The sequence below is a fragment of the Actinoplanes sp. NPDC026670 genome (assembly GCF_040638175.1).
In the GTDB taxonomy this organism is placed as follows: Bacteria; Actinomycetota; Actinomycetes; order Mycobacteriales; family Micromonosporaceae; genus Actinoplanes.
In genome coordinates this window covers 18,444-31,511 of record NZ_JBEZXU010000041.1, presented here as the reverse complement: position 1 = coordinate 31,511, position 13,068 = coordinate 18,444, and the positions used below count along the sequence as shown (strand labels likewise).

The following is a 13,068-nucleotide window of genomic DNA, read 5'->3' as shown; positions in this document are numbered from 1 at the left end:
GCCGCGGTCACCGGGTGGGCGGGGACCAGGCCAGCTGCACCAGCCGCGCCCCGTGCTTGCGGGTGACCATCCAGGCCCGCCCCGGCGGCAGCGGCTGCGGCTTGAGGTTGCCGAAGATCGGGCCCTCCTCCCGCTGGCCGGACATCATGATCCCGGGTGACGCCAGCTCCCGGATCCGGCCGATCACCGGGTCGAACAGGGCCCGCCCGGCCCCGCCGATCCGCCTGGTGATCACCACGTGCAGGCCGATGTCACGGGCCTGCGGCAGGAACTCCAGCAACGGCGTCAACGGGTTCGGGGTGGCCGACGCGATCAGGTCGAAGTCGTCGACCAGCACGTACAGCTCGGGGCCCTTCCACCAGCTGCGGTTGCTGAGCATCTCCGGGGTGACGTCCGGCCCGGGCAGCCGCTCCCGCATCGCCACCGCCACCTGGTTGATCAGGTCCGCGGTGACCTGGTGCGACGTGCCGTACCCGATGGTCTTCTCCGGTGGGACACAACCGAGCAGGCTGCGCCGCAGGTCGACGAGAAGCAGCCGGGCCTCGGACGGGCTGTGCGCGGCCGCGATCGACCGGGCCAGACTGCGCAGGAACGAGCTCTTGCCGCTCTCCACGTCACCGAAGAGCAGCGCGTGCGGCTCGGCGTCGAAATCCAGGGCGACCGGCTGCAGGTCGGCCTCGGCGATCCCGATCGGCACCAGCGCGCCCCGGGCCGGGGGCAGCGCCTCGAACGGCAGCTCGGCCGGAAGCAGCCGGACCGCCGGGGCCGGGGCCGTCGTCCACTGTGCGGAGACGTCACGGACCAGGTCGGCGACCGCCTCGGCGAGATCGTCGACACGCTGCTCCCGGTCGATCCGGGGCAGCGCGGCCAGGAAGTGGAAGCCGTCCGGGGTGAGGCCGCGGCCGGGCGCGTCCTCCGGCACGTTCACCGCCTCCCGCCGGTTGATCACCGAGTCGGCGGCCTCGCCGAGACGCAGCTCGATCCGGGTGCCGAAGACGTCCCGGATCTGCGGGCGCACGTCCATCCACCGGTTCGTGGCGGCCAGCACGTGGATGCCGAACCCCAGGCCGCGGTTGGCCAGCTCGTGCACCGTCGCCTCGAGGTCCTCGAACTCGGTGCGCAGCGTCGACCAGCCGTCCACCACCAGGAACACGTCGCCGAACGCGTCCTCGGCGAACCGGCCCTGCGACCGGGCCCGCCGGTACGCCGCCGCGCCCTCCACGTTCTCGGCGGCGAACAGCTCCTCCCGTGCCCGCATCAGCCCGTGCAGCTCGGCGATGGTGCGCCGCACCTTGTCCACGTCGCGCCTGGTCGCCACCCCGCCGACGTGCGGCAGGTCGGCGAGCGCGCTGAGCGGCCCGCCACCGAAGTCGAGGCCGTAGAACTGCGCCTCCCGCGGCGTGTGCGTCAGGGCCAGGCTGACGACGAGGGCACGCAGCAGGTTCGACTTCCCCGACTGGGCCGCGCCGACGATCATCACGTTGCCGGCCGCGCCGGACAGGTCCAGCCACATCGGGTCGCGCCGCTGGTCGTACGGCTTGTCGATGATCCCGCCGAGCGCGTGCAGCGAGCCGTACCGGTCTTCGGCGTCGACGGTCCGGCCCCGGCCCTCGACGGTGATCACCGGTGGGAGCATCTGCCCGAGCGTGGACGCCTTGTCCAGCGGCGGCAGCCACACCTCGTGGGCGGGCGCGCCCTTGCCCTCCATCTGCCGGACCAGCACCTCGATCAGGGTGTCCCCGACGGCGTTCTCCTCCACCGGGGCAGCGTCCTCCTCTGGCGAGGGAAGGATCGGCGCCACGTAGAAGGTGGAGAAGTCCCGGATCGGGTTCCCCCCACGGCTGCCCGCGCCGGGCAGGTCGCCGCTCTGCCGGACCGCCCCGGAGACGTACGCCGCCTTCAACCGGATCAGCCCGTCGGTGCCGGTCCGCAGATAGCCGTGCCCGGGCGACCGGGGCAGCTCGTAGGCGTCCGGCACCCCGAGCACGGCCCGGCTCTCCATCGACGAGAAGGTCCGCAGGCCGATCCGGTACGACAGGTGCGACTCCAGCCCGCGCAGCCGCCCCTCCTCGAGTTTCTGCGAGGCCAGCAGCAGATGGATGCCGAGCGACCGGCCCACCCGTCCGATCTGGACGAACATGTCGATGAAGTCCGGCCGGGCGCTGAGCAGCTCGGAGAACTCGTCGACGATGAACAGCAGACTGGGCAGCGGGGCCAGCGGCACCCCGGCCGACCGGGCCCGCTCGTAGTCGCGCTGGGACGCGTAGTTGCCGGCCTTGCGCAGCAGCTCCTGCCGCCGGGTCAGCTCGCCCTGGATGGCGCCGAGCATCCGGTCGACCAGCGGCAGCTCGTCCTCCAGGTTGGTGATCATCGCGGCGGTGTGCGGCAGCCGGTCCAGTGAGGCGAACGTGGCGCCGCCCTTGAAGTCGACCAGCAGCAGGTTGAGGATCTCCGGGCTGTGCGTCATGGCCAGCGCCAGCACCAGCGTGCGCAGCAGCTCCGACTTGCCCGAGCCGGTCGCGCCGACGAGCAGGCCGTGCGGGCCCATCCCGTCCTGCGCGGACTCCTTCAGATCCAGCTCGACCGGGCGGCCGTCGGCGCCGACCCCGATCGGCACCCGCAGCCGGTCCCGGTTGGGCCGGCTCGCCCACAACTCGTTCAGATCGATGCCGTACGGATCCTCCTGCTCCAGCAACTCGGCCAGCCCGGTGTCCTGGGAGACGGCCGGCGCGTCCGCCTGCGAGGCCGCCGACAGCCGCAACGGCGCCAGCTCCCGGGCCAGCACCTCGGCCTCGGCCAGGCTCAGCACGTCGGCCCGGCCGACCTCGGTCGGACCGTCCATGGTGGTGCCGGTGACCGTGCCGTCGGCGGCGATCTCCAGCACCACCGAGCTGTCGTCGAGCAGCCGCGGCGGCGGCACCGACAGGTCGACGATGGTGACCCCGGCGACGCCGCCCTCGGTCATCAGATGGTCGGAGCCGGCCGTCGAACCGCCGTCGATGATCACCATGACGTGCGGGCCGCCGCCTGGTGCGCCGGCCGGGTCGAACCGGGACCGGTTGACCAGCACGTCGTCGAGCATCGCCTCCAGCGCCGGGACGCTCGGCGCGACCAGGCGCACCGGCCCGATCGCGTCGGTCTTGCCCGGGTGCTGGGTGTGCGGCAGCCATTTCACCCACTCCCACCGGGCCCGCTCGTGATCCGGCACGCAGACGCCGATGCGCAGGTCGTCGGGGGCGTGGAAGGTGACCATCTGGGCCAGCAGAGCCCGGACGAAGTCGTGGGTGCGGGGGTCGGCGCCGCGCACGTAGATGTGCGAGAAGTCGCGCAGCGCCACCGACACCGGCAGGTCCGGCACCACCGAGTAGGTGTTGAGGAACCGGCGCAGCGCCATCGTGCACAGTGGCTCCAGCTCGTCGACCGGGCGGGTCTGCGGCGGGACCAGCCGGGTGGCCACCTCCTGCGGGCCGACCGCGATCCGGACCACGGTGAAGTCGGCGTCCCCACGGCGGCGCTCCCACAGCCGGCCGCTGTCGGTGAACGTCCAGAGTGTCTCCGGGTCGGGGTTGCGGTAGTAGAGCGACTCGCGCTGCTGCCGGATCGTGTTGCGCACCTGGGCACGCAGCTGGGAGAGGTGACGCAGGTACTGCCGGCGTGCCTCGATCATCTCGCGTTTGCCGGGGCCGGAGGTGTTGGTCAGCATCATCGCGAACATGCCGAGGATGGACACCCCATACATCGCTCCGGCCACATAGGTGATCGGGCCGCCCCGCTGGGCGCCCATCATCAGGCCCATCGCCGCCGCGCCCGCGCCCATCGGCAGGATCATCAGCATCCGGCTCCAGCCCTTGCCCTGCGGCGGCGGGATCTCCGGCGGCGGGTCGAGCGGGACCTCGCCGGACGGCATCACGGGCGCGGGCCGGCGCGGTGGCCGCTTGATGATCGTTACTGTCACTCTGGGCTCCCCGCGTGTGACGTAGCGACATCATCCTATCCGTGATCGGTGTCCGATCCTGCTACGTTGTCCACTGTGAGCGCACCCGCAGCGAGCGGGCCCTCGCTGGCCCGGGTGACCATCGCGGCGCCGACCCGCCGTCTCGATCTCGCCCTGCCCGACAACATGCTCGTCGCCGAGTTGCTGCCGCATCTGCTGCGGCACGCCGAGGGCGCGCTGGGCGAACCGGCCGAACGGCACGGTGGCTGGGTGCTGCGCCGGGCCACCGGCACCACCCTGGAGCCGGGCCGCAACCTCGCCTCGCAGGGTGTCCGCGACGGTGAGCTGCTGCACCTCGACCCGGCCCGGGAGGACTGGCCCGAGCTGGCGTACGACGACGTGGTCGAGGTGATCGCGAGCGGTTCCCGGCGGGCCGGCCGCACCTGGAGCCCGGCCGCCACCAGGCGCTGCGGCCTGGCCGTCACCGCCGGCGCGTTGCTGCTCGGCCTGGCCGGGCTGGCCGCCACCGGCCCCGGCTGGGTGGTTCCCGGGGTGATCGCGCTGATCGTCTCGCTGGCCTGCGCGGTGCTCGGCATCCTGCTGTCACGGGCGTTCAAGGACGCGAACGCGGGCGGGGTGATCGCGGCGAGCGGGTTGCCGTACGCGTTCCTGGGCGGCGCCTGGCTGCTCACCGAACCGGGCGGCGGATTCCTCGCGGTCGGCGCCCCGGGCCTGGTCCTCGGCTCGTCGGCGCTGCTGGTGATCAGTGTGCTCGGGCACGCCGGGGTGGCCGGGCTGACCAGGCTCTTCGTGGCCGGCATCGCGGCCGCCCTGACCGGCCTGCTCGCGGCCACCCTGGTGTTCGCCGGGGTGACCGCCGAGGGCGCGGCCGCGGTGGCGCTGACCACGGCGATCGGGCTGCTCCCGGCCTATCCGGTGCTGGCCGGCTGGATCGGCCGGCTGCCCTTCCCGGACCTGCCGAACCGGGCCGAGGACATCCTCAAGGACCAGCAGACGCCGCGCCGGGCCGACGTGTTCGCGGCGGTGGTGCGGGCGTCCGAGGTGCTGTCCGGGTTCATCCTGTCGGCGGCGCTGTGCAGCATCGTGGTGATGACCTGGCTGGCGCTGTCCGGGCCGGACACGGCGGCGGTGCTGCTGATGGTCGCGGCGATCGCCGCGCTCCTGCTGCGGGCGCGGCTGCTGCCCACCCCGCAGCAGCGGGTGCCGCTGCTGACCGCGGGCCTGCTCGGCCTGGCCGGGCTGGGGGTCGGCCCGGTCGTCACCGGCGCCGTGTCCGGGGTGGTGCTGGTCGCGCTGGCCGCGGCGGTGATCGCGGTGGCCCTGCCGTCGGCGCTGATCTACAGCCGGAAGGCCCCCTCGCCGTACCTGGGCCGGGCCGGCGACATCCTCGACATCGTCGCGATCATGGCGCTGATCCCGCTGGCCTGCGCGGTGGCGGGCGTCTTCGACGGCGTCCGCGGCCTGTTCGCCTCGGTCGGCGGGTGACCCGGCGATGATCTCCCGCCGCGACCAGTTGCAGTCGTACCAGTTCATGAACCAGCGGGTGATCTCGGCGTTCGTGATGCGGGAGACCGACCCGGCCCAGTCGCCGCTGCGCCGCGGCATCGGCGCCCTGTTCGGCGGCCTGATGGTGGCGGTGCTGGTGGCCGCCGGGTTCGGCATCTACGGCCTGCTCACCCGGACCGGCGCCGACCAGTGGCAGAAGGACGGCTCGGTCGTCGTCGAACGGGAGACCGGCGCCAGCTTCGTCTACCTGCGCAGCCGTCTCAACCCGGCGCTCAACTTCACGTCGGCGAAACTGGCGTCCGGCCGCCCCAACCCGCCGGTGTTCCGGATCGCCGCGAAATCGCTGGCCGGCACCCCGCGCGGTGTGACCATCGGCATCGCGGGCGCGCCGGCCTCCCTGCCGGACGCGTCCGCCCAGGCCGGCCTGCCGTGGGCGATGTGCGCGATCCCCGGCAACCGTCCACAGTCGATCCTGCTGGTCGGCGCCACCGGCCCGGCCGGCGCCGCACTGGCCGACCGCGCGCTGCTGGTGACCGACGGCGCCGCCACCCACCTGATCTGGCAGGGCCGCAAACACCGCATCCCGGACCGCACCACGGTGGTGGCCCTGTTCGGCAACCAGTCACCCGTCCAGTTCGGCGCCGCCTGGCTGAACGCCCTTCCGTCCGGCGCCGACATCGCCCCGCTGACCGTCCGCGATCTCGGCGACCCGTCGGACGCGGCTCCCGGCTTCGACATCGGCGACATCCTGGTCACCGACACCGGAAGCGGCCGCCAGTTCAACCTGATCCTCGACGACGGCCGGGCCCCGATCACCGCGGTCCAGCAGGTGGTCCTGAGCGCCTCCCCCGATTTCGGCGAACCCCGCAAAATCAACGTCGGCCAGCTCACCGACATCCCGGAGAGCCGCTCCCGGAACGCCGACGACACGACCGTCCGGGGCCCCGATCAGGTCCCCCGCCTGGCCGCGGTGCCCGGCGACGAATCCGCGTGCGCGATCACCCGGGACGCGGCGAAACCACCTGACGTCACGGTCGGCGGCCCGGCCACGGCCTACAACGCCGCCATCCCCACCACCGGAACCGACGACTCCGGCCGCCCTCTGGCCGACCGCATCCAGGTGACGGGCGGCCGTTTCGCCCTGGTCCGCGTACCCGGATCCGGCTCCTTCACCCTGGTCACCGACGTGGGCCTACGCCATCCCATCCCCAACCAGGACGCCCTCGCCAGCCTCGGCTACCCCCCTGCCCTGGCCGCCGAAATCCCCACCGCCTTGATCAACTCGATCCCCACGGGCGTCACCCTGGACCCGGCGGCAGCCCTTCTCCCACCCCAAAACCCCTGATTCGGTACGAACCACACCTCCCGTCAGACCACTCCGCCCCGCCGGCCCACGCGACGCCGGCGGCCCCTCCCGGCCGACCACGCGCCCGCCGGGCGGCGATTCCCGCCCTCACCAAAACCCCCACCACCCAACCGCAATGCCGCGCGATCAAGGCGCTCCAGGTTCCGCCAGCCCTCGCCGACAGCAACAATTCGCGTGGTGACCTGCGGCCCGATTCGAGCCGCAGGTGTCCACGCGGGCTGCCCGCCTCGGCGGCGTGGTGACCCGTGGCCCGATTCGAGCCGCAAGCCGGTCCGTGACCGGGGCGCCGGCGGGTTTCGGTCGAGGTGGGACTCGGGTGGCGGCTGATCGGAGTGGAGTGGATCAGTGGCGGCGGGGCGGGGTGTCCAGGAGCATCACCGGAGGGCCGGGTTCCAGGGGCTCGGGAGCGGGCGCCGGGACGGGGGTCAGGCCCGGGCGCCACGTCCGGCGGCGGCTTCGGCGGATGGCGGCCGCTACCAGCAACAAGGTCAGCACCAGGAGGGCCGCCACCACGGCCGTGTTCATCGCGACGGCTCGGCGGAACAATTCTGAGCTGTCGTCCGGAAGTGGGGCCGGGTCCAAAGCTGGGAGTCTGCGGGCGTTCGTGTCCACCACCTGGGCGGTCAGCGCCGCGTACGGGCTCACCACTCCGGCTCCGAAGGCCGGGCCGGCCGGGGCGGGACTCGCGGTGGCGATCAGGCGGCGGGTCACCTCGGCCGGGGGCATGCCGGGGTCGTCGGCTCGGAGCAGGGCTGCTGTCGCGCCCACGAAGCCGGCGGCTATCGCGGTGCCGGAGGACTCGACGACACCCCGGCCGGTCTGGAGTGTGGGTACCGCCACTCCGGGGGCGACCAGATCGACGTACTTCCCGAATTGCGATTTCGGTGAGATCTGCCCGTTCTGGTCGATGGCGCCGACGCCGATCACTCCCGGATAGGAGGCGGGGTACGGGGCCGGGTTGCCGTCGTCCCGGGCGCCCAGGTCCCCGGCCGCGGCCACGATGACCACGTCCTGGGCCAGGGCGGTCTCGACAGCCGACTCCAGGGCCGGGTCGTCCTGGTAGACGGGGGCGGCCACGACCACCACGTCGGCGTCGTCCTGTACCGCGGTGAGGATTCCGCGGGCCAGGGTGCCGGCGGTGGGTTCGGAGCCGGCCGGATCGTCGGGCATCACCCGGACCGGCAGGATCGTGGCCCCCGGGGCGAGGCCCGCCGCGTCGCTGTCGCCGCCGTCGGGACGGCCGCTGATGGTTCCGGCCACCTGGGTTCCGGTCCCGGTGCAGTCCTGGTCGGCGCCGCCGGCGTTGTCCACCGTGTCGGCGCCGGTCAGCACCCGGTCGTCGAGTTGCGGCTGGCCACGGTCGACGCCCGTGGAGAGGACCGCGACCCGGGTCGCGTCGCCGTCCTGCAGGGCCCGGACCGCGTCGGCCTGCAACATCACGCGAGCCCACGACCCGTTGACCCGGTCCTCACCGGGCTGCGCACAGTTCTGCCCGGGCGCCCCGAAACCCGGCGCGGCGACCGCAACCGAAACCGGCGCCCCGAAACCCGGCGCGGCGATCGCAACCGAAGCCGGCGCGGCGAAAGCGGGCGGGGAGACCGCGGCCGGCACGGGAAGGAGGGCGCCGGCGATCGCGGTCAGGGTGGCGGCGGAAAACCGGACGACCAGAGACCGGACGACCATCGACCGGAGGGGCCTGGCCGGGGAATTCGTCGCGGTTCTCATGGCATGAATCCTCCGACACCGGAAGCAGCACCGGAAGCGGCGTCAGCCGGCCCCGGAGAATCGATCTCGTGCACCTTCTGAAATTCGGGGAAATGCCATTGATCATCGACATGGATCGACCGCCGGTCGAATTCCGGCGGCCGATCGACGGTACGGATCAGAATGGTCACATGTTGGCGGCGATCTGCGCGTCCACCTGCTGCATCCGCTCGGCCGAGGCGCCGAGTTTGACGCCGACCATCGCGAGTGCCTGCTTGATCTCGGTGGCGCCCTGGTTCCACTTCTGCCGGGCCTCGTCGCAGGCGGTGCCGGCGGCGCCGGTCCAGTCCTGGGCGAAGAGCTGGGTGAAGGCCGTGTACAGGTCGTTGAGCTGCTGGTCCATCTGACCCTGGAAGGAGTTGATGGAGGCCGAGGTCTCGGCGATCTGTCCGAAGTTGTAGGTGATGTTCATGGTCTGGTCTCCGATTCCGGGTCAGCCGCGAAGGGCGCTGAGAACGGCACTGTCGGCCCCGCCGGCGGCGGCGCCACGGATGGCCTGCGCGGCCTCGTCGTCGTTGACGCCGTACGTCTGCGAGGCGGACGACATCTTGCCGCCGAGCTCGTCCAGCGCTTGCATGATCTTGGCGAGGCCATCGTTGAGCTGCGCCGAGACGTCCTGGAGGGCGTTGTTCGCGGTTCCGGCGAAGGCGCCGCCGCTGAGTCCCTGGATCTGGCCGAGCAGCTGGGTCATGCCCCGCGAGATGTTCTGACCGGTGTCGGAGCACCGGGTGGCCATGGTGTTGAGCTGTTCCTGTGTGGCATGGACCTGACCCATGCCCGGCGTTCCTGCCACGATCTCTCCCCGATTCTCGTATCAGGCGTTCCGGTTCGGTCCGCCAGTGGGTTATGCCTCTCCGTACACCACCCGCCCGGAGTCGGTTCGAAGCTTTTTCAAAGAATCTCGTCGAACCTGATCCGGGATGCGCGCGTACTCTCCAGCGTCACCAGAATCAATTGATCAATTGCGGTGACATTCGGACGGGGAGAGGTGTGATGGCCGCAGACAATCCCTACGCGGAGCAGACCGCGAAGAACACGAGCACGCCGTGGCTGGGCGGCGGCCCGGCGGTCGACGTCGACCTGGACGGGCTCCGTGCCTATGCGGCCTCCCTGGCGAACCAGCAGGCCGACATCGCCTCCCGCGGGGTGTATCTCCAGCCGCTCGGTGAGATCCCGGGTCAGGCGTTCACCGGCGAGGTGCTCGGCGAGGCGGACGCGGTCCGGGCCCGGCTCGTGGCGAACGCCGGCGAGCTGACCGTCTACCTGCAGAAGCTGGCCGAGTCGGTGGGCAACATCGGCAACGCCGCCCGCACGGTCGCGGACAGCTACGGTTCCGGCGACGCGATCGGCGCGGCCTCCCTCAACGACGTTCTCTTCGCGTACGGCGACGCGGGCGTGCCGCGACCGGAAGGGCTCCCGGCCGGCGCCGGAACCACGTTCCGCGATCAGCAGGCGGCGCTGGCCGCGCTGCCCCCGGCGGCCGACAGCCGGGACTGGACGGTGACCGCGAACGTCCCGCTCTCGGCCTACCAGACGATGGAGACGGCGACCGGGCCGAACGGCGAGCGCCGCGAGGTGATGACGTTCACGCCGCCGGGCGGGGCGACGACGGTCACGACCACGATCTTCGGCGGCAACGGCGAGACGGTCTCCTCGGTGACCACCCGCACGTCGACCCGGGTCACCGGCGGCGCCGAGATCACCGTTCAGGAGAGTTTCGGGGCGGACGGCAAGGCGACCGGCACGGTCGAGACGCGTACCCAGTTCGACGGCGACCGGGTCGTCGGGCAGAGCACCGAGGTCCGTGACGGCGCCGGCGAGACCGTGCACCGGAGCGTCGAGAGCACCGATCCGCAGACCCGTGAGCAGGTCCAGGTGGTGTCGGAACGCAACGAGAAGGGCGAGCTCGTGGAGAAGAACCGGATCGTGACCGGCATCGCCACCAGCGGAGCGAACGGCTGAGACGATGGCTGACCACTACGGATTCACCGCCAACCCGAACTACGGGTACAGCCAGTACAGCGGGCAGACCCACTACGGCAGCTACCCGCCGTCGACGCTGCCCTACACGGCGCCGCCCGGGCCGAACAACCCGGACACCGTCGAGCAGATCTCGGCACGGATCCAGAACATGCACCCGGAGGAGATGGCGGCGCTCGCCGACCAGTGGCAGAACGCGTGGGCCTTCCTGGCCGACGTGCGCGGCTTCCTGGTCAAGCAGAGTGACGTGCTGCGCGACGAGTCGTGGCAGTCGCCGGCCGCCCGGGACGCGTTCCTCAAGATGGGTCCCGGCGAGACGCTCGCCTACCTGGACATGTGGATGGACGCCGCCCAGCAGAACGTCACGGCGCTGCGGCACCTGGTGAACGTCTCGTCCGAGGCGCGGTACGCGATGGCCCGGCTGGAGATCGCCTACCGGCGGGAGATGACCGACGCGGCGGACGTGAGCTTCCTGGAGAACCTCGAAGCGTGGGTGTCCGAGGGGCAGGGCTGGGACGCCGCGGCCCAGGAGTTCGTCTCCGAGGAGCAGGCGAAGGTCCGGGACCGGTACCGGATCGAGGCGCAGCGGCTGGCCCAGCACTACGGCGACCAGTTCTTCGACTACATCGCGGTGCTGTCGAACGGCTCCGGCCCGCCCGTGCAGCCGATGAACGCGGTGCTCAGCCAGCCGGCCGGGGTGCCCGGGACCGGCGGGCCGGGACAGTTCGCCCCGGTGCTGCCGGCCGGGAACACGTCACCGGGGAACGGACTGCCGGGCGTGAACCCGCCCCAGGGCCTGCTTCCTCCTGGGGTGCAACTTCCGCAGCCTGGTGTCGTACCCCCGGGGATTCTGCCGCCCGGTGTGACGCCTCCCGGAACACTGCCGCCGGGCGTCGCGTTGCCGCAACCCGGCGGTGTCCTGCCGCCGCCCGTGACCTTGCCGCCGCCGGCCACCTTGCCGCCGGGGAGTTTGCCGCCGGGGAGTCTGCCGCCGGGGACGCTGCCGGCCGGTCAGCCGCTGCCCGTTCCGGGAACCGTGCCGCCCGGCACGCTGCCGCCCGGGAGCGGCGGGCCGACGGTGATCGCGCCCGGCGGTGTGCGGCCCGGCCTGCCGTCGCAGGTCGGCCGGCCCGGGCGCGGCCCGAACGTGGTGATTCCGCCCAGTCTGCCCGGGCGCACGATCCGGCGGCCGTCGGGACCGGCTGCGCCTGCGGTACCTCCCGGTGGCGGCCGGGAGATCCGGCGCACCGGCCCGGCGGTCGTCCCCGCACCCACCCCCGGACGCCCGGGCCAGCGGCCCACCCGGACCACCCCGGGCGCCACCCCTTCGCCGCAGACCGGCCGGCCGGGCCGCACCACACCCGGCGTCACCCCGCCGCCGATCACCCCCGGACGGCCCGGGCGCACCGCCGCACCCGGCGTCACCCCGCCGCCGGCCACGCCCGGACGGACCGGCGACCGGCGGACGCGGCCCGGCACGACCACCCCGGTGCCGCAGACGCCGAACGGCAGGCCCGCCCGGACCACGCCCGGCGTCACTCCGCCGCCTGCCACGCCTGGGCGGCCCGGCGACCGCGGACGGCCCGCTGGGCCGAATCGGACCACCGGGACCAGCACCTTCGGTCCGCCGCCCACTCCGGCTGCTCCGCCCGTACTGAAGAATCCGGTGGAAGATCGTGGAACGCGGCCCGGAAGCGCCGCGGAGATCCGCACCCCCGCCGCCGCGCAGCGGCCCGGTGGCACCGCGCCGCCGGTCCTGAACCGGCCCACCTCGCCCGCTGCTCCCCCGCCCTGGCGTCCGCCGCGTGCGGACCGCGGCTCGACCGCGTGGTCGGACATGTTCGGCGCCGAGGACGCCCGCAAACGGGCCGGCGACGGGATCATCGACGCGCCGGAACGGGCCCGCCCGGACGGCGGGCCGTGGGGTCTGCGCAGCCGTGCCGCCACCCAGCCCGGCGACGTCACCCCTGAGCTGGACAAACGGCGAGGTGGCGGCGATGCGACAGAGACGGATCAACCATTCGGGGTACGGACACCCGGCGGCGCCGTGATAACCCGGCGCGACGACGACCACCCGGAGGAGGACATCGGCCGGGTGTTACGGGGCCGGTGAACGGGGTACCGACACCACCATCGACCCGGCCGCCCGGTCGTGCAGGCCGCGGCCCTGACTGTTCAGGATGATCGCCGGGACGAACAGGCCGAGCAGCACGGCCCGCAGCAGTCCACGGCCGAGGCCGAGAACCCCGCCGTCCGGATAGGAGACACAGCGGACCCGGAGCAGCCGCATGCCGGGCGTCTGACCGAACAGGCCGAGGAAGAAGGTGTTGGCGAGAATCAGGACGAGCACCGCCGGCCACGCCTTCTCGGCCGGGGTCGCGTAGAAACTCGCGATCAGCAGACAGAGCACCCAGTCGATCACGAGCGCGCCGAGCCGCGGGCCGAGCCCGGCAGCCTCGTTCAAAGCAACCACGGCTGCCGAGGGTACGCGATATGG

Annotated in this window: 10 protein-coding genes; 4 read left to right on the top strand and 6 right to left on the bottom strand. The window is 72.8% G+C overall.

Going from position 1 to position 13,068, the window contains the following annotated elements; translation table 11 throughout:
• Window positions 1–7: 7 nt before the first annotated feature.
• Window positions 8–3,955 carry a type VII secretion protein EccCa gene (eccCa, locus tag AB0E94_RS33170; RefSeq protein WP_360334558.1) on the bottom strand — a complete coding sequence of 1,316 codons (3,948 nt, stop codon included), beginning with the start codon at window positions 3,953–3,955 and terminating at the stop codon, window positions 8–10.
• A 75-nt stretch (window positions 3,956–4,030) separates the two neighbouring features.
• On the opposite strand from eccCa, the gene eccD reads away from it, so the two are divergent.
• Both eccD and eccB read left to right on the top strand, forming a co-directional pair.
• Window positions 4,031–5,440 carry a type VII secretion integral membrane protein EccD gene (eccD, locus tag AB0E94_RS33165; RefSeq protein WP_360334555.1) on the top strand — a complete coding sequence of 470 codons (1,410 nt, stop codon included), beginning with the start codon at window positions 4,031–4,033 and terminating at the stop codon, window positions 5,438–5,440.
• A 7-nt stretch (window positions 5,441–5,447) separates the two neighbouring features.
• The gene (gene eccB, locus AB0E94_RS33160; protein WP_360334552.1) at window positions 5,448–6,806 is read left to right on the top strand and encodes a type VII secretion protein EccB; all 1,359 of its coding nucleotides are present in this window, start codon (window positions 5,448–5,450) and stop codon (window positions 6,804–6,806) included.
• 363 nt (window positions 6,807–7,169) lie between these two features.
• Here the strand turns inward: eccB and AB0E94_RS33155 are convergent, their stop codons facing one another.
• From AB0E94_RS33155 to AB0E94_RS33140, 4 genes are read right to left on the bottom strand one after another with little or no spacing between them, the layout of a single operon-like run.
• Window positions 7,170–8,510, bottom strand: coding sequence for a S8 family serine peptidase (locus tag AB0E94_RS33155; RefSeq protein ID WP_360334549.1), 1,341 nt, complete (start codon window positions 8,508–8,510; stop codon window positions 7,170–7,172).
• Between the two features lie 38 nt (window positions 8,511–8,548).
• Complete coding sequence (locus AB0E94_RS33150) at window positions 8,549–8,722, bottom strand: hypothetical protein (protein ID WP_360334546.1); 174 nt, start codon at window positions 8,720–8,722, stop codon at window positions 8,549–8,551.
• Entirely contained in the window at window positions 8,719–9,003 is a 285-nt protein-coding gene (locus tag AB0E94_RS33145; protein ID WP_360334543.1) for a WXG100 family type VII secretion target, read from the bottom strand. Before AB0E94_RS33145 ends, AB0E94_RS33150 begins: the two co-directional genes overlap by 4 nt.
• A 21-nt stretch (window positions 9,004–9,024) precedes the next feature.
• Window positions 9,025–9,384: a WXG100 family type VII secretion target gene (locus AB0E94_RS33140; protein WP_360334540.1), complete on the bottom strand. Its 360-nt coding sequence runs from the start codon at window positions 9,382–9,384 to the stop codon at window positions 9,025–9,027.
• Window positions 9,385–9,584: 200 nt separating this feature from the next.
• On the opposite strand from AB0E94_RS33140, the gene AB0E94_RS33135 reads away from it, so the two are divergent.
• A complete protein-coding gene (locus tag AB0E94_RS33135) occupies window positions 9,585–10,553 on the top strand; it encodes a hypothetical protein (RefSeq protein WP_360334537.1) in 969 nt (322 codons plus the stop codon).
• A 4-nt stretch (window positions 10,554–10,557) separates the two neighbouring features.
• Window positions 10,558–12,684: a hypothetical protein gene (locus AB0E94_RS33130; protein ID WP_360334534.1), complete on the top strand. Its 2,127-nt coding sequence runs from the start codon at window positions 10,558–10,560 to the stop codon at window positions 12,682–12,684.
• Here AB0E94_RS33130 and AB0E94_RS33125 read toward each other — a convergent pair.
• Window positions 12,670–13,044, bottom strand: a complete 375-nt coding sequence (locus AB0E94_RS33125) for an RDD family protein (protein ID WP_360334531.1) — start codon at window positions 13,042–13,044, stop codon at window positions 12,670–12,672. The genes AB0E94_RS33130 and AB0E94_RS33125 overlap by 15 nt on opposite strands.
• Between the last annotated feature and the right edge of the window lie 24 nt (window positions 13,045–13,068).